The sequence below is a fragment of the Pseudomonas gingeri genome, from assembly GCF_013386165.1.
GTDB classification, from domain to species: Bacteria; Pseudomonadota; Gammaproteobacteria; order Pseudomonadales; family Pseudomonadaceae; genus Aquipseudomonas; species Aquipseudomonas gingeri_C.
The window spans coordinates 467,550-485,207 of sequence record NZ_JACAOS010000001.1; the positions used below are offsets into that span (position 1 = coordinate 467,550).

Sequence of the window (17,658 nt, forward strand, 5' to 3'; positions counted from 1 at the left end):
CGCGAAAATTGCGAATCTGCCGCATTGTGCGGCAGTTTGTTTATTGCCAGTTGGAATAAGAAAGGACTTCATGAAACGTCTGCTGCTAACTGCGGTCCTCACCGTATTGATGATCGCCGAAGTTCACGCCGAGTCCTTCACTATCTCCGATATTCGTGTCAATGGCCTCCAGCGGGTATCCGCTGGTAGCGTCTTTGGCGCGTTACCGTTGAATGTCGGGGAGCAAGCGGATGACCGTCGCCTGGTGGAATCCACTCGTGCGCTGTTCAAAACCGGTTTCTTCCAGGATATCCAACTGGGGCGCGAAGGTAACGTCCTGGTCATCACGGTCGTTGAACGACCTTCGGTGGCCAGTATCGATATCGAAGGCAACAAGGCGATCTCGACTGACGACCTGATGAAGGGGCTGAAACAGTCCGGCCTGGCCGAAGGTGAAATCTTCCAGCGTGCGACCCTTGAGGGCGTGCGTAACGAACTTCAACGTCAGTATGTGGCTCAAGGCCGCTACTCGGCCGAGGTCGAGACCGAAGTCGTTCCCGAACCGCGTAACCGCGTTGGCTTGAAGATCAAGATCAATGAAGGCACCGTCGCCGCGATCCAGCACATCAACGTGGTGGGTAACTCGGTATTCAAGGACGAAGACCTGATCGATCTGTTCGAACTCAAGACCACCAACTGGTTGTCGTTCTTCAAGAACGATGACAAGTACGCCCGCGAAAAGCTGTCCGGTGACCTGGAACGCCTGCGTTCCTACTACCTGGACCGTGGCTATATCAACATGGATATCGCCTCGACCCAGGTGTCGATCACCCCGGACAAGAAAAGCGTCTATATCACTGTCAACGTCACCGAAGGCCAGAAGTACAAGGTCCGTGACGTGAAGCTCAGTGGTGACCTGAAAGTCCCTGAGGACCAGGTCAAGTCCCTGCTGCTGGTGGAGAAGGGCCAGGTATTCTCGCGCAAGCTGATGACCACCACCTCGGAACTGATTACCCGCCGCCTGGGTAACGACGGCTACACCTTCGCCAACGTCAACGGCGTACCCACGCCGCACGATGACGATCACACCGTCGATATCACCTTCGTGGTCGATCCGGGCAAGCGTGCCTACGTCAACCGTATCAACTTCCGTGGCAACACCAAGTCCGCGGACGAAGTGCTGCGTCGTGAAATGCGTCAGATGGAAGGCGGTTGGGCTTCTACCTACCTGATCGACCAGTCCAAGACCCGTCTTGAGCGTCTGGGCTTCTTCAAGGAAGTGAACGTCGAAACCCCAGCGGTTCCGGGTGTCGATGACCAGGTTGACGTGAACTACGCCGTGGAAGAACAGGCCTCGGGTTCGATTACCGCCAGCGTCGGTTTTGCCCAGAGCGCCGGTCTGATCCTGGGCGGTTCGATCACCCAGAACAACTTCCTCGGTACCGGTAACAAGGTCAGCATCGGCTTGACCCGCAGCCAGTACCAGAGCCGCTATAACTTCGGTTATGTCGACCCCTACTGGACGCCGGACGGTGTCAGCCTCGGCTACAACGTGTTCTACCGCACCACCGACTACAGCGAACTGGATGTCAGCGTCGCGAGCTATGCGGTGGACAGCCTGGGTGCCGGTGTCAGCCTCGGCTACCCGATCGATGAAACGTCGCGCCTGACCTTTGGCCTGACGGCTCAACAGGACAAGATCCAGACCGGCCAGTACACCGTCGACGAAATCTTCAACTTCGTTAACACCCAGGGCGACGAGTTCCTGAACTACAAGGCCTCCCTCGGCTGGTCGGAATCGACCCTGAACAAAGGCGTCCTGGCGACCCGTGGTCATTCCCAGAGCCTGACCCTGGAAAGTACCATTCCGGGCAGTGACCTGTTGTTCTTCAAGCTCGACTACCGCGGCCAGGTGTTCCAGCCGCTGACCGACAACTACACCATGCGTTTCCATACCGAACTGGGTTATGGCGACGGCTACGGTTCGACCAACGGTCTGCCGTTCTATGAGAACTACTACGCCGGTGGTTTCAACTCGGTACGTGGCTTCAAGGACAGCACCCTGGGTCCTCGTGGCACGCCAAGTCGTGGCGTCGATGTGACCGGTAACGTCGGTACGATTGCCGATACCAGCACAAGCGCCTTGCCGTTCGGTGGTAACGTGCTGATTCAAGGTGGTGCCGAGCTGCTGTTCCCGCTGCCATTCGTGAAAGACCAGCGTTCACTGCGTACCTCGGTATTCTGGGACGTGGGTAACGTGTTCGACTCCAAGTGCTCACAGGTCCGTAACACCAATGGCACGCTGTCGCAGACTCAGTGCAACGACATCAGTTTCAGCAATTTGGCCAGTTCCGTGGGTGTTGGCGTGACCTGGGTGACCGCTCTGGGACCATTGAGCTTTGCCCTGGCGCTGCCGGTCAAAGAACCGAATAACGCTGAAACCCAGGTTTTCCAATTCTCCCTCGGTCAGACCTTCTAACGGCCTGACCCTAGATAACGACAATGGATTTTGTAGGAGTTTATCGTGCGTAAGTTGACTCAACTGGTTCTGCTGGCCACTGTTCTGGTAGCGACCCCGGCCTTTGCCGAAATGAAAATCGCGGTCCTGAACTATCAGATGGCTTTGCTGGAGTCCGACGCAGCCAAGAAGTACGCCGTCGATGCAGAGAAGCGCTTCGGTCCACAACTGACCAAGCTGCAAACGCTGGAAAGCAGCGCCAAGGGTATCCAGGATCGTCTGGTGGCCGGCGGCGACAAGATGCAGCAAGGCGAGCGCGAGCGTCTTGAGCTGGAATTCAAGCAAAAAGCCCGTGATTTCCAGTTCCAGTCCAAGGAACTGAACGAAGCCAAGGCCAATGCTGACCGTGAAATGCTCAAGCAGCTCAAGCCGAAGCTGGACAGCGCCGTGGAAGAAGTCATCAAGAAAGGTGCCTTTGACCTGGTGTTCGAGCGCGGCGCCGTGATTGATGTCAAACCTCAGTACGACATCACCCGTCAGGTGATCGAGCGCATGAACCAGCTGAAGTAATCCATGACAGCGACCATCAAGCTCGGCCAATTGGCCGAGATCCTCGGGGCCACATTACGTGGCAACGAGGAGAAACAAATCACTGGGCTAGCCACCTTGCAGGAGGCTGGCCCAGCTCAGTTGAGCTTTCTGGCAAATCCCCAGTACCGCAAATACCTCGCTGACAGCCAGGCCGGCGCCGTTCTGCTCAAGGCCGCCGATGCCGAAGGCTATGCTGGCGATTCGCTGGTGGTGGCCGATCCTTACCTGGCCTATGCGCGTATTTCGCACCTGTTCGATCCCAAGCCCAAGGCCCCTGCCGGGATTCACCCGAGCGCGGTGGTGGCGGCCGATGCACAGGTCGATCCGGCCGCCAGTATCGGTGCCTTTGCGGTGATCGAGGGCGGTGCGCGGATTGCTGCCGGTGTGACGGTGGGTGCCCAGTGCTTTATCGGTGCCCGTTGTGAAATCGGCGAAGGTGGCTGGCTGGCACCCCGTGTGACCCTTTACCACGATGTGCGTATCGGCAAGCGTGTGGTGATCCAGTCCGGTGCGGTGCTCGGTGGCGAAGGCTTCGGCTTTGCCAACGAAAAGGGCATCTGGCAGAAGATTGCCCAGATCGGCGGCGTGACCATCGGTGATGACGTGGAGATCGGCGTCAATACCGCCATCGACCGTGGCGCCTTGGCAGACACGATCATCGGTAACGGCGTCAAGCTCGACAACCAGATTCAGATCGCCCACAACGTTCAGGTGGGTGATCACACGGCCATGGCCGCCTGCTGCGGGATTTCCGGCAGCACCAAGATCGGCAAGCACTGCATGCTCGCCGGTGGCGTAGGCCTGGTGGGGCATATCGAGATTTGCGACAACGTCTTCCTGACCGGGATGACCATGGTGACCCATTCGATTACCGAACCGGGTGCCTATTCTTCCGGAACGGCGATGCAGCCGGCCGCCGAGTGGCGCAAGAGCGCGGCGCGTATTCGCCAGCTCGACGACATGGCCCGGCGCCTGCGGCAGCTGGAAAAGCGGGTAGGCGACGTGACCCCGGACGGTAATGCTTCATCAGATGGCTGATACCATTTTCCATATCAAGTAGCCGCCTGGGTTTTTACGAAAGGTGCTCCCTGATTTGCTAGAGGAGCCGCGCGTGGCGCGCTCCCACTCTTTACTACAGGCTTCCCCACGAAATGATGGACATCAAAGAGATTCGCGAATACCTGCCTCACCGTTACCCGTTCCTGCTGGTGGACCGGGTGGTGGAACTGGATGTCGAGGGCCAGCGCATTCGTGCCTACAAGAATGTCAGCATCAACGAGCCTTTCTTCAATGGCCATTTCCCGGCGCATCCGATCATGCCGGGCGTGCTGATCATCGAAGCCATGGCCCAGGCCGCCGGCATTCTTGGTTTCAAGATGCTCGACGTGAAGCCTTCCGATGGCACCCTGTATTACTTCGTCGGTTCCGACAAACTGCGTTTCCGCCAGCCGGTGCTGCCGGGTGACCAGTTGATCCTCGAAGCCAAGTTCATCAGTTGCAAGCGCAAGATCTGGAAATTCGAGTGCCAGGCTTCGGTGGATGGCAAGCCGGTCTGCTCGGCCGAGATCATCTGTGCGGAACAGAAAGTATGAGTTTGATTGACCCTCGCGCAATCATCGATCCGACGGCCGTACTGGCCGAGGGCGTAGAGGTCGGCCCTTGGTCGATCGTCGGCGCAGGTGTGGAAATCGGCGAGGGGACAGTGATCGGGCCGCATGTGATTCTCAAGGGCCCGACCCGGATCGGCAAACACAACCGTATCTACCAGTTTTCCTCGGTAGGCGAAGACACGCCCGATCTCAAGTACAAAGGCGAAGAGACGCGCCTGGTCATCGGTGACCACAACGTTATCCGTGAAGGGGTGACCATCCACCGCGGCACGGTACAGGATCGTTCGGAAACCACCCTGGGCGACCACAACCTGATCATGGCCTATGCGCATATCGGTCATGACAGCGTGATCGGCAACCACTGCATCCTGGTCAACAACACCGCGTTGGCCGGGCATGTGCACATGGGCGATTGGGCGATCCTCTCGGGTTTCACCCTGGTCCATCAGTTCTGCCATATCGGTGCCCACAGCTTTTCCGGCATGGGTACCGCCATCGGCAAGGATGTTCCCGCCTACGTCACGGTATTCGGCAACCCTGCCGAAGCCCGCAGCATGAACTTCGAAGGCATGCGCCGACGTGGTTTCAGCGAGGAAGTGATCCACGCCCTGCGTCGGGCCTACAAGGTGGTGTACCGCCAGGGCCTGACCGTGGAACAAGCCATTGCCGAGCTGGCCGAACCCGCTGCGCAGCACCCCGAAGTGGCGGTGTTCCTCCAGTCGATCCAGTCCTCGACCCGCGGCATCACCCGCTGATCATGGCGACTTTGCGCATTGCATTGGTCGCCGGGGAAGCCTCCGGTGACATTCTTGGCTCTGGTCTGATGCGGGCGCTCAAGGCCCAGCATCCCGAAGTCGAATTTATCGGGGTCGGTGGACCGCTGATGCAGGCCGAAGGCCTGGTCTCCTATTTCCCCATGGAGCGGTTGTCGGTGATGGGCCTGGTGGAAGTGCTCGGCCGTTTGCCCGAGTTGCTCAAGCGCCGCAAGCTGCTGATCCAGACGCTGATTGCCGAACGGCCCGATGTGTTCATCGGCATCGATGCGCCGGATTTCACCCTGAATATCGAACTCAAACTGCGCCGTGCCGGGATCAAGACCGTGCATTACGTCAGCCCGTCGGTCTGGGCCTGGCGGCAGAAGCGGGTGCTGAAGATCCGCGAAGGCTGCGACCTGATGCTGACGCTGTTCCCGTTCGAGGCGCGTTTCTACGAAGAGAAGGGCGTGCCGGTACGGTTTGTCGGGCACTCCCTGGCCGACGCTATTCCCTTGCAGGCCGACCGTGCGCAAGCGCGGGCCGAGCTCGGTTTGCCGGACGGTCCGTTGGTGGCGCTGATGCCAGGCAGTCGCGGCGGTGAAGTCGGGCGCCTCGGCGGCTTGTTCCTCGATACCGCGCAACGGCTGCTGGAAATGCACCCCGGCATTGGTTTTGTGATGCCTTGCGCCAGCCCGCAGCGACGTAGCCAGATCGAGGCATTGCTGGTCGGCCGCGATCTGCCGCTGACCCTGCTCGACGGCCAGTCCCACAGGGCCCTGGCGGCCTGCGACGCGGTGTTGATCGCCTCCGGTACGGCGACCCTGGAGGCCCTGCTGTACAAGCGGCCGATGGTCGTCGCCTATCGTCTGGCGCCACTGACGTTCTGGATTCTCAAGCGGCTGGTAAAAAGCCCCTATATCTCCCTGCCCAACCTCCTGGCCCAGCGCCTGCTGGTGCCCGAGTTGCTGCAGGACGACGCGACCCCTGAAACCCTGGCCCAGACTTTGTCGCCGCTGCTCGAGGGCGGCGAAGAGCAGACCCGGGGCTTCGATGAAATCCACCGCACCTTGCGCCTGGATGCTTCGAACCAGGCCGCCGATGCCGTGTTGAAGTTGATCGGCAAAACCCTATGAGTAACGTGAAAATGCAAATGGGCTTGGACTTCACCCTGGTGGCCGATGCCGAAGACCTGGTTGCCGGTGTCGACGAAGTTGGTCGTGGCCCGCTCTGCGGCGCGGTGGTGACTGCGGCGGTGATCCTCGATCCGAAGCGCCCGATCCTCGGTCTGAACGACTCGAAGAAGCTCACCGAGGCCCGCCGCGAAAAGCTCTACGACGAAATCCGCGAAAAGGCCCTGAGCTGGTGTATCGCCCGGGCCGAGGTGGAGGAAATCGACGAACTGAACATCCTCCATGCCACCATGCTGGCGATGCAGCGTGCGGTCGAAGGCCTGCATATCCAGCCGAAGCTGGCGATGATCGATGGCAACCGCTGCCCGAAACTGCCGATGGCGGCCGAAGCGGTGGTCAAGGGCGACAGCAAGGTGCCGGCTATCGCGGCGGCGTCGATCCTGGCCAAGGTCAGCCGTGACCGTGAAATGGCCGCTTTCGAATTGACCTACCCGGGCTACGGCATCGGCGGGCATAAAGGCTATCCGACCCCCGTGCACCTGGAGGCCTTGAGCCGCCTGGGGCCGACGCCGATTCACCGTCGCTCGTTCGCGCCGGTACGCCTGGCTTATGAGACCCATGGGCGGCTGAGCGAACTTTAACGCTGCTGATGTTTTAGCCAAGGCCCGGTACAATCCGGCGTCTTAAAGCGCAGTAGCTTTAAGCGCCGGATTTCCGGGCCTTGTTGTTTTTACAGATTAAGACAGGATCACTATGCCGGCTTCATTCGTTCATCTACGCCTGCACACTGAGTACTCCCTGGTCGACGGCCTGGTCCGGATCAAGCCGCTGGTCAAGGCCCTGGCCGGCTTGAACATGCCCGCCGTGGCGGTGACCGACCAGAACAACATGTGTTCCCTGGTCAAGTTCTACAAGACCGCCATGGGCGCCGGGATCAAGCCGATCTGCGGGGCCGACCTGTGGCTGTCGAACAAGGACCCCGATGCCCCGCTGAGCCGCATCAGCCTGCTGGCGATGAACGCCGTGGGCTACCGTAATATCACCGAGCTGATTTCCCGTGGTTTTATCGATGGCCAGCGCAATGGCATGGTCATCATCGAGCGCGAGTGGGTGGCCGAGGCCAGCGAAGGCGTGATCATGCTCTCGGCGGCCAAGGAGGGCGAGATCGGCATGGCCCTGCTCGGCGACAACGCCGCCGAGGCGGAAGCCCTGACCCGCGAGTGGATGGCGGTGTTCCCGGATCGTTTCTACCTGGAAGTTCAGCGCACCAACCGCCCCAACGACGAAGAGCAGTTGCACGGTGCCGTGGCCCTGGCCGAGAAGCTGGGCGCGCCGCTGGTGGCGAGCAACGATGTGCGCTTTATCAAGCAGGAAGACTTCGAGGCCCACGAAACCCGCGTCTGCATCGGCGAAGGCCGAGCCCTCGACGATCCGCGTCGCTCGAAGAACTACAGCGACCAGCAGTACCTCAAAAGTGCCGAGGAAATGGCCGAGCTGTTCAGCGACCTGCCCGACGCCCTGGAAAATACGGTCGAGATTGCCAAGCGCTGCAATATTGAAGTGAAGCTGGGCAAGCACTTCCTGCCCAACTTCCCGATTCCCGATGGCATGACCATTGACGAGTATTTCCGCAAGGTGTCCTTCGACGGCCTCGAAGATCGCCTGTCGGTGCTGCTGCCCAGGGACACCACCGAAGACTACGAAGCCAAGCGCCAGGTCTATGTCGACCGGCTGAATTTCGAGCTGGATATCATTATCCAGATGGGCTTCCCCGGTTACTTCCTGATCGTGATGGACTTTATCCAGTGGGCCAAGAGCAACGGCGTGCCCGTCGGCCCCGGCCGGGGGTCGGGTGCCGGTTCCCTGGTGGCCTACGTGCAGAAGATCACCGATCTCGACCCGCTGGAATATGACCTGCTGTTCGAACGTTTCCTCAACCCGGAACGGGTTTCCATGCCCGACTTCGACGTCGACTTCTGCATGGACGGTCGCGACCGGGTGATCGACTACGTGGCCGAGAAGTACGGCCGCAACGCCGTGAGCCAGATCATCACCTTCGGTTCCATGGCCGCCAAAGCGGTGGTGCGGGACGTGGCGCGGGTCCAGGGCAAGTCCTACGGCCTGGCGGATCGCCTGTCGAAGATGATTCCCTTCGAAGTCGGCATGACTCTGGAAAAAGCCTACGAGCAGGAAGAGATCCTGCGGGACTTCATCAAGGTCGATGAAGAGGCGGCGGAAATCTGGGAGATGGCGCGCAAGCTCGAAGGCGTGGTGCGTAACGTCGGTAAACACGCCGGTGGCGTGGTGATCGCGCCGACCAAGCTGACCGACTTCTCGCCGATCTATTGCGATGAAGAGGGCGACGGCCTGGTCACCCAGTTCGACAAGGATGACGTGGAGGCGGCCGGCCTGGTGAAGTTCGACTTCCTCGGCCTGCGGACCCTGACGATCATCGACTGGGCGCTGAAGACCATCAACCGCGACCGCGCCAAGGTCGACGAACCGCCGCTGGACATCGCCTTTATCCCGCTGGACGACAAGCCGACCTACAGCCTGTTGCAGAAGGCCGAGACCACGGCGGTGTTCCAGCTTGAATCCCGCGGCATGAAGGAGCTGATCAAGAAGCTCAAGCCCGACTGCCTGGAAGACCTGATCGCCCTGGTGGCCCTGTTCCGTCCGGGCCCGCTACAGTCCGGCATGGTCGACGACTTCATCAACCGCAAGCACGGTCGCGCCGAATTGGCGTACCCGCACTCCGATTACCAGTACGAAGGCCTCAAGCCCGTGTTGGCGCCGACCTACGGCATCATCCTGTATCAGGAACAGGTGATGCAGATTGCCCAGGTCATGGCCGGCTACACCCTCGGCGGCGCGGACATGCTGCGCCGGGCCATGGGTAAGAAAAAACCCGAGGAAATGGCCAAGCAGCGCGGCGGTTTCATCGAAGGTTGCGCCAGCAACAATATCGATGCGGACCTGGCCGGTAACATCTTCGACCTGGTGGAAAAGTTCGCCGGTTATGGTTTCAACAAATCCCACTCCGCCGCCTACGGCCTGGTGTCCTACCAGACCGCCTGGCTGAAGGCCCACTACCCGGCGCCGTTCATGGCCGCGGTACTGTCCGCGGATATGCACAACACCGACAAGGTCGTGACCTTGATCGAGGAAGTGCGGACCATGAAGCTGCGCCTCGACGCACCGGATGTGAACGCCTCGGAGTTCAAGTTCACGGTGAACGACGAAGGCCGGATCATCTATGGCCTCGGCGCCATCAAGGGCGTCGGCGAAGGGCCGGTGGAGGCGATCACCGAAGCGCGCCAGGACGGCCCGTTCAAGGACCTGTTCGATTTCTGCGCCCGGGTCGACCTCAAGCGCATCAACAAACGGACCCTCGACGGCTTGATCCGCAGCGGCGCGCTGGATCGCCTCGGCCCGTATTTCCATGACGAGACCAAGGCCTACCAGGCCAATATCGACCGTAACCGCGGCGTGTTGCTGGCGGCGATGGAGGAGGCGATCAAGGCCGCCGAGCAGACCGCGCGCACCCACGACAGCGGCCATGCCGACCTGTTTGGCGGGCTGTTCGTCGAAGCAGACGCTGATGTCTATGCCAATCACCGCAAGGCCAAGGAACTGACCCTCAAGGAACGCCTGAAGGGCGAGAAGGACACCCTCGGCCTGTACCTGACCGGTCACCCGATCGACGAGTACGAAGGCGAGATCCGCCGCTTCGCCCGTCAGCGCATCATCGACCTGAAGCCGGCCCGGGATACCCAGACAGTCGCTGGGATGATCATCAACCTGCGGGTGATGAAAAACAAAAAAGGCGACAAGATGGGCTTCATCACCCTCGACGACCGTTCGGCACGGATCGAGGCTTCGTTGTTCGCCGATGCCTTCATGTCGGCTCAGTCGCTGTTGCAGACCGATGCCATGGTGGTGGTCGAGGGCGAGGTCAGCAACGATGATTTCTCCGGCGGTTTGCGCCTGCGGGTCAAGCGGGTGATGAGCATGGAAGATGCCCGTACCAACCTGGCCGAGAGCCTGCGCCTGAAACTGCAGAGTACCGCGCTCAAGGGCGATCAGTTGCGTTGGCTGGGGGAGTTGCTCGGCAAACACCGTGGCGCCTGTCCGATCACAATGGAGTACACCGGCAGTGACGCCAAGGCCTTGTTGCAGTTCGGCGAGAGCTGGCGGATCGACCCGGCGGACAGTCTGATTCAGGCATTGCGTGACCAGTTCGGGCGAGACAACGTCTTCCTCCAATACCGTTAGGACGGTGACGCACGTGTTGCGTCCCGACCTTGACCCTATTTTTAATCTCGACCTGAGCGCGCCATATCCCGTAAGGTAGGGCGCGATACAGATCAATCGGCCGGCCAGGCTGTGTAAAAACTACTGTGCTCGACCCAAGACGGATGCTTATGAACCCGAATTTTCTTGATTTCGAACAGCCGATCGCTGACCTGCAAGCCAAGATCGAAGAGCTGCGCTTGGTCGGTAACGACAATTCGCTGAACATCGGCGACGAGATTTCCCGCCTGCAGGACAAGAGCAACACGCTGACCGAAGATATCTTCGGCAAGCTGACCAGCTGGCAGATCGCGCGACTGGCGCGTCACCCGCGTCGTCCGTATACCCTGGACTACATCGACCACATCTTCACCGAGTTCGACGAACTGCACGGCGATCGGCATTTCTCCGACGACGCGGCGATTGTCGGCGGTATTGCCCGCCTGGACGATCAGCCGGTGATGGTTATCGGTCACCAGAAAGGTCGTGAAGTGCGCGAGAAAGTCCGTCGCAACTTCGGCATGCCGCGTCCGGAAGGCTACCGCAAGGCGTGCCGCCTGATGGAAATGGCCGAACGCTTCAAGATGCCGATCCTGACCTTCATCGATACGCCGGGCGCCTATCCGGGCATCGACGCCGAAGAGCGCAACCAGAGCGAAGCGATTGCCTGGAACCTGCGGGTGATGGCACGGCTGAAAACGCCGATCATCGCCACCGTGATCGGTGAGGGCGGTTCCGGCGGTGCCTTGGCCATTGGCGTGTGCGATCAGCTGAACATGCTGCAGTACTCGACCTATGCGGTGATTTCCCCGGAAGGTTGCGCCTCGATCCTCTGGAAAACCGCCGAGAAAGCCCCGGATGCGGCTGAAGCTATGGGCATCACCGCCGAGCGCCTCAAGGGCCTGGGGATTGTCGACAAGGTGATCTCCGAGCCCCTGGGCGGTGCCCATCGTGATCCGGCTACCGCAGCGGCATCGATTCGTGCCGAACTCAGCGCGCAGCTGGCTATGCTGAAGAAGTTCGACAACGATGCGCTGCTGGCACGTCGTTACGAGCGTCTGATGAGCTACGGTCTCTGATAACGCGCGTTATCGTTCGTGAGCCAGCGCGGGGGACAACCCATGCGCCAGCCTGATATCGATCTGCCTTCCCGGCTGCTCGAAGCCCTTTCGCCCTGGCGCAATGCCCAGACCTGGCGGATCGGCTTCTCCGGCGGCCTGGACTCCACGGTGCTGCTGCACCTGCTCGCCACCCTGGCGAAAACCCGGCCCCTGCCCAGGATTGCCGCCTTGCATGTCCATCACGGATTGCAGGCGGTTGCCGACGGCTGGCCGGCGCATTGCCAGGCGGTCTGCGATGAGCTGGGGGTGCCGTTGCAGGTGATCCGGGTCAGCGTGCAGTTGGGCGCCAGCCTTGAGCGTGCCGCCCGCGATGCGCGTTACCTGGCGTTTGCCGGGGTCACCCAGTTGCACGATGTGCTGCTGACTGCCCAGCATCGCGAAGACCAGGCCGAAACCCTGCTCTTTCGCCTGCTGCGGGGTGCCGGGGTGCGCGGGCTGGCGGCCATGCCGACACAGCGTGAAGTCGGCGGCGGTTATCTGGTGCGTCCGCTGCTGGATGTTTCCCGCGCCGAACTCGAGCGGTATGCCCGTGAGCACGACCTGCGCTGGATCGAAGACCCGTCCAACAGCGATCAGCAGTTCTCGCGCAACTTCCTCCGTCATCGGGCCTTTCCCGGGCTGACCGAGCGTTGGCCGCAAGCGGTGAACAGCATGGTCCGCAGCGCCGCACACCTGCGCGAGGCCCAGGAACTGCTCGATGAGCTGGCCGAAGTCGACCTCGATGACGCCCTGGCGCATTCCCGGCATGTCTGGCTGGGAATGCCGTCGCTGGCCCTCGATGCCTTGATCGACCTGTCCCCGGCCCGACAACGCAACGCCCTGCGGCATTGGCTGGCTCCGCTGACCCGGTTGCCGGACAGCGACCATTGGGCCGGTTGGGACGATCTGCGCGACGCCGCCCATGATGCCCGGCCGAAATGGCGCCTGGCCGAGGGCGAGTTGCACCGGGCCGACGAGCATCTGTGGTGGTTGAGCGGGTCCTGGTTGCGCCAGCCGCTGGCGGATATCCCCTGGAATTGCCCGAGCCGTCCGCTGGAGTTGCCGGACAACGGTGAACTGCTGGTGGTCGGCGAGGCGCCACCCGGTCCGTTGCAGGTGCGCTATCGCCAGGGCGGTGAGGTTTTGCACCTGCCGGACCGTGGACACCGCGATCTGAAGCGTCTGCTTAACGAAAGTGGCGTACCCTGGTTTATCCGCGGCCGATTGCCGCTGCTCTATCGCGGCGACGAATTGCTCGCCGTGGCGAACCTGCCGGGCCTCGACGGCGGGGCGCTGGGCGACTGGCATTTACATTGGCAGCCACCTTCGAGCGATCAAGGTTTGAGCTGAAAGGTGCTTTCCGGTAGACTACGCTCCCTTCTTGATACAACTTCTGTGGATTGCCAGCAATTGCAGGAGTTGCCGATTACCAGGCTGTCTTTGCCGGGCGATTCCAAAAAATGTGTAGCGCGCACCGTACCGCGGGTTTACCCCTGCGGACCGTCTCAACGCAGCAGTTTTTCGAAAGGTGCACTGTGATGATCGCAGGTAATCGGGGGCTTCGGCCTTCCTTCGCTTTCCCCGGCGGCTCGGACCGCTTTAACGCAGACTTCTAGGGTTTTTCATGACGCGCTACATATTCGTCACGGGCGGTGTTGTTTCTTCATTGGGGAAAGGCATTGCATCGGCTTCATTGGCGGCCATCCTGGAGGCGCGGGGGCTGAAAGTCACCATGCTCAAACTGGACCCGTACATCAACGTCGACCCGGGCACCATGAGCCCGTTCCAGCACGGTGAAGTGTTCGTCACCCACGACGGCGCCGAGACCGACCTGGACCTGGGGCACTACGAGCGGTTCATCCGCACGACCATGACCCAGAACAACAACTTCACCACCGGCCGTGTCTACGAGCACGTGCTGCGCAAGGAACGTCGTGGTGACTACCTGGGCGCTACCATCCAGGTGATCCCGCACATCACCGACGAAATCAAGCGTCGTATCATCAAGGGCGCCGGCGATGCCGACGTGGCCCTGGTGGAAATCGGCGGCACGGTCGGCGACATCGAGTCGCAACCGTTCCTCGAAGCCATCCGTCAGTTGCGTTTCGAAGTCGGCGCCAAGCGCGCAATGCTGATGCACCTGACCCTGGTGCCGTACATCGCCACCGCCGGTGAGACCAAAACCAAGCCTACCCAGCACTCGGTCAAGGAGCTGCGCTCCATCGGCCTGCAGCCGGACGTGCTGGTATGCCGCTCCGACCATCCGATCGATGTGTCGTCGCGTCGCAAGATCGCCCAGTTCACCAACGTTGAAGAGCGTGCGGTGATCGCGCTGGAAGACGCCGACACCATCTACAAGATCCCGGGCATCCTGCACTCCCAGGGCCTGGACGATTTCGTCGTCGAGCGTTTCGGCCTGCAATGCGGCGGTGCTGATCTGTCCGAGTGGGACGCGGTGGTCGACGCCAAGCTGAACCCGGAACACGAAGTCACCATCGCCATGGTCGGCAAGTACATGGAGCTGCTGGACGCCTACAAATCGCTGATCGAAGCGATGAGTCACGCCGGCATCACCAACCGTACCAAGGTCAATCTGCGTTATATCGACTCCGAAGACATCGAAAACCAGGGCACCGCGTTGCTGGAAGGCGTTGACGCCATCCTGGTTCCCGGCGGCTTCGGTCTGCGTGGCGTGGAAGGCAAGATCACCGCGGTCCAGTACGCTCGGGAAAACAAGGTGCCGTACCTGGGTATCTGCCTGGGCATGCAAGTGGCGGTCATCGAGTTCGCCCGTAACGTGATGGGCTGGAAAGACGCCAACTCCACCGAGTTCGATCGCACCAGCGGTCACCCGGTAGTCGGCCTGATCACCGAGTGGGAAGATGCCACCGGCGTGGTCGAGACCCGTACCGAAAGCTCCGACCTGGGCGGCACCATGCGCCTCGGTGCCCAGGATTGCCTGCTCGAAGCCGGTTCCCTGGTGCACGACTGCTATGCCAAGGACGTGATCGTCGAGCGTCACCGTCACCGTTACGAAGTGAACAACAAGCTGCTGCCGCAGATCATCGAAGCCGGCCTGAAGATTTCCGGTCGCTCCGGTGACGGCTCGCTGGTGGAAGTGGTCGAGGCCCCGGATCATCCATGGTTCGTCGCTTGCCAGTTCCACCCGGAGTTCACCTCCACCCCGCGCGACGGCCACCCGCTGTTCAGCGGTTTCGTCAAGGCGGCCTTGGCTCAACACCAGAAGAACGCGTGATCTCGGAGAGATAGAAGCATGGCCCAAAAGATCATCCGCGTAGGCGACATCGAGATTGCCAACGACAAGCCGATGGTGCTGTTCGGCGGCATGAACGTACTGGAAAGCCGGGACATGGCGATGCAGGTCTGTGAAGAGTACGTGAAGGTTACCGAGAAACTCGGTATTCCTTACGTATTCAAGGCCAGCTTCGACAAGGCTAACCGTTCGTCCGTCACCTCCTACCGTGGCCCCGGCCTGGAAGAAGGGATGCGGATTTTCCAGGACATCAAGCAGGCGTTTGGCGTGCCGATCATTACCGACGTCCACGAGCCGGCCCAGGCCGCCGTGGTCGCCGAGGTCTGCGACATCATCCAGTTGCCGGCCTTCCTGTCGCGCCAGACCGACCTGGTGGTGGCCATGGCCAAGACCGGTGCGGTGATCAACATCAAGAAGGCCCAGTTCCTCGCGCCCCAGGAAATGAAACACATCCTGAGCAAGTGCGTGGAAGCGGGCAACGACCAGTTGATCCTCTGCGAGCGCGGTTCGAGCTTCGGCTACAACAACCTGGTGGTCGACATGCTCGGCTTCGGCATCATGAAGCAGTTCGAATACCCGGTGTTCTTCGACGTGACCCACGCCCTGCAGATGCCGGGCGGTCGTTCGGATTCCGCCGGTGGTCGTCGGGCCCAGGTCACCGACCTGGCCAAGGCCGGCATGAGCCAGGGGTTGGCCGGGTTGTTCCTGGAAGCGCATCCGGACCCGGACAACGCCAAGTGCGACGGTCCTTGTGCCCTGCGCCTGGACAAGCTGGAACCGTTCCTGGCCCAACTCAAGGCTTTGGACGCGCTGGTGAAGAGTTTTCCTACTGTAGAAACCGCGTAGTCATCGTTTCTTCGGTAAACTGCCACACAAATTTCGCTCTGGCCTGAAGGCCGAATGGCTCTTGGTGTAGGAGCGAGCTTGCTCGCGAAAAAATGTTCAACGATAACCTGTGCTCGTTGAATGGCCGCCGCTGCGGCGACGGATCGCGAGCAAGCTCGCTCCTACAGCGTTTTCGTCAACTTTGGAGTGTTTACAACAATGGCAAAAATCGTCGACATCAAAGGTCGTGAAGTTCTCGACTCCCGTGGCAACCCCACCGTGGAAGCGGACGTACTTCTGGACAACGGCATCATCGGCAGCGCTTGCGCGCCGTCCGGTGCTTCCACCGGTTCGCGTGAAGCGCTGGAACTGCGTGATGGCGACAAGAGCCGTTACCTGGGCAAGGGCGTGCTGAAGGCCGTCGGCAATATCAACGGCCCGATCCGTGAACTGCTGCTGGGCAAGGACCCTTCGGACCAGAAGGCCCTGGACCACGCGATGATCGCGCTGGACGGTACCGAGAACAAAGCCACCCTGGGCGCCAACGCCATCCTCGCCGTGTCCCTGGCCGCCGCCAAGGCCGCTGCCCAGGACCAGGACCTGCCGCTGTACGCGCACATCGCCAACCTCAACGGTACTCCGGGCGTCTACTCCATGCCGGTACCGATGATGAACATCATCAACGGCGGCGAGCATGCCGACAACAACGTCGACATCCAGGAATTCATGGTTCAGCCGGTTGGCGCCAAGACCTTCTCCGAAGGCCTGCGCATGGGCACCGAGATTTTCCATCACCTCAAAGCCGTGCTGAAGGCCCGTGGCCTGAGCACTGCCGTCGGTGACGAAGGGGGTTTCGCACCGAACCTGGCGTCCAACGAAGACGCTTTGAAAGTGATCTCCGAAGCCGTGGCCAACGCCGGTTACAAGCTGGGCACCGACGTGACCCTGGCCCTGGACTGCGCCGCCAGCGAATTCTACGAAGACGGCAAGTACAACCTGTCCGGTGAAGGCCACGTGTTCACCTCCGAAGGTTTTGCCGATTACCTGAAAGGCTTGTGCGAACGCTACCCGATCATCTCCGTTGAAGATGGCCTGGACGAGTCCGACTGGGCGGGCTGGAAAATCCTCACCGACAAGATCGGCGAGAAAATCCAGCTGGTGGGCGACGACCTGTTCGTCACCAACACCAAGATCCTGAAAGAAGGCATCGACAAAAAGATCGCCAACTCGATCCTGATCAAGTTCAACCAGATCGGCACCCTGACCGAAACCCTGGAAGCCATCCAGATGGCCAAGGCCGCCGGCTACACTGCGGTGATCTCGCACCGTTCCGGTGAAACCGAAGATTCGACCATCGCCGATCTGGCCGTGGGCACCGCTGCGGGCCAGATCAAAACCGGTTCGCTGTGCCGCTCCGACCGCGTTTCCAAGTACAACCAACTGCTGCGTATCGAAGAGCAACTGGGCGCCAAGGCCAAGTACAACGGTCGCTCCGAGTTTCGCGGTTAAGCAGTAGATGGTAAAAAGACACCAGATTGTGTCGGAAAAGTCGCTATAGCGGGTTTTTTACCACTAATCTGATGCTTTGAGAGCACAAGCCTGGATCTTCCAGGCTTCGTGCTATCAGTCGGTTCGAAAATAGT

The 17,658-nt window shown here is 60.7% G+C and carries 13 protein-coding genes; all 13 read left to right on the plus strand.

All coding sequences use genetic code 11. The features are described from left to right. Window positions 1-70: 70 nt before the first annotated feature. The 13 genes from bamA (at window position 71) to eno (ending at window position 17,524) form a co-directional block, all read left to right on the plus strand. A complete protein-coding gene (gene bamA / locus HX866_RS01985; RefSeq protein WP_177092970.1) occupies window positions 71-2,458 on the plus strand; it encodes an outer membrane protein assembly factor BamA in 2,388 nt (795 codons plus the stop codon). 45 nt (window positions 2,459-2,503) lie between these two features. After that, complete coding sequence (locus HX866_RS01990) at window positions 2,504-3,007, plus strand: OmpH family outer membrane protein (protein ID WP_121137160.1); 504 nt, start codon at window positions 2,504-2,506, stop codon at window positions 3,005-3,007. 3 nt (window positions 3,008-3,010) lie between these two features. Continuing rightward, window positions 3,011-4,066 carry a UDP-3-O-(3-hydroxymyristoyl)glucosamine N-acyltransferase gene (gene lpxD, locus HX866_RS01995; protein WP_177124090.1) on the plus strand — a complete coding sequence of 352 codons (1,056 nt, stop codon included), beginning with the start codon at window positions 3,011-3,013 and terminating at the stop codon, window positions 4,064-4,066. 113 nt (window positions 4,067-4,179) lie between these two features. Then, window positions 4,180-4,620: a 3-hydroxyacyl-ACP dehydratase FabZ gene (gene fabZ, locus HX866_RS02000; RefSeq protein ID WP_121137164.1), complete on the plus strand. Its 441-nt coding sequence runs from the start codon at window positions 4,180-4,182 to the stop codon at window positions 4,618-4,620. After that, window positions 4,617-5,393 carry an acyl-ACP--UDP-N-acetylglucosamine O-acyltransferase gene (lpxA, locus tag HX866_RS02005; protein ID WP_121137166.1) on the plus strand — a complete coding sequence of 259 codons (777 nt, stop codon included), beginning with the start codon at window positions 4,617-4,619 and terminating at the stop codon, window positions 5,391-5,393. The genes fabZ and lpxA overlap by 4 nt, the downstream gene beginning before the upstream one ends. 2 nt (window positions 5,394-5,395) lie before the next feature. Continuing rightward, the gene (lpxB, locus tag HX866_RS02010) at window positions 5,396-6,526 is read left to right on the plus strand and encodes a lipid-A-disaccharide synthase (RefSeq protein WP_177137873.1); all 1,131 of its coding nucleotides are present in this window, start codon (window positions 5,396-5,398) and stop codon (window positions 6,524-6,526) included. Window positions 6,527-6,537: 11 nt separating this feature from the next. Next, window positions 6,538-7,164 carry a ribonuclease HII gene (gene rnhB, locus HX866_RS02015; RefSeq protein WP_177138069.1) on the plus strand — a complete coding sequence of 209 codons (627 nt, stop codon included), beginning with the start codon at window positions 6,538-6,540 and terminating at the stop codon, window positions 7,162-7,164. Between the two features lie 112 nt (window positions 7,165-7,276). Beyond that, window positions 7,277-10,798: a DNA polymerase III subunit alpha gene (dnaE, locus tag HX866_RS02020; protein WP_177092967.1), complete on the plus strand. Its 3,522-nt coding sequence runs from the start codon at window positions 7,277-7,279 to the stop codon at window positions 10,796-10,798. A 149-nt stretch (window positions 10,799-10,947) separates the two neighbouring features. Beyond that, window positions 10,948-11,895, plus strand: coding sequence for an acetyl-CoA carboxylase carboxyltransferase subunit alpha (locus HX866_RS02025; RefSeq protein ID WP_177092966.1), 948 nt, complete (start codon window positions 10,948-10,950; stop codon window positions 11,893-11,895). Between the two features lie 42 nt (window positions 11,896-11,937). Continuing rightward, window positions 11,938-13,266, plus strand: a complete 1,329-nt coding sequence (gene tilS / locus HX866_RS02030) for a tRNA lysidine(34) synthetase TilS (RefSeq protein WP_177092965.1) — start codon at window positions 11,938-11,940, stop codon at window positions 13,264-13,266. A gap of 274 nt (window positions 13,267-13,540) precedes the next feature. After that, a complete protein-coding gene (locus HX866_RS02035; protein ID WP_177092964.1) occupies window positions 13,541-15,172 on the plus strand; it encodes a CTP synthase in 1,632 nt (543 codons plus the stop codon). Between the two features lie 18 nt (window positions 15,173-15,190). After that, complete coding sequence (kdsA, locus tag HX866_RS02040) at window positions 15,191-16,036, plus strand: 3-deoxy-8-phosphooctulonate synthase (RefSeq protein ID WP_177124087.1); 846 nt, start codon at window positions 15,191-15,193, stop codon at window positions 16,034-16,036. A 198-nt stretch (window positions 16,037-16,234) separates the two neighbouring features. Beyond that, a complete protein-coding gene (gene eno, locus HX866_RS02045; RefSeq protein ID WP_177092963.1) occupies window positions 16,235-17,524 on the plus strand; it encodes a phosphopyruvate hydratase in 1,290 nt (429 codons plus the stop codon). Window positions 17,525-17,658 lie beyond the last annotated feature (134 nt).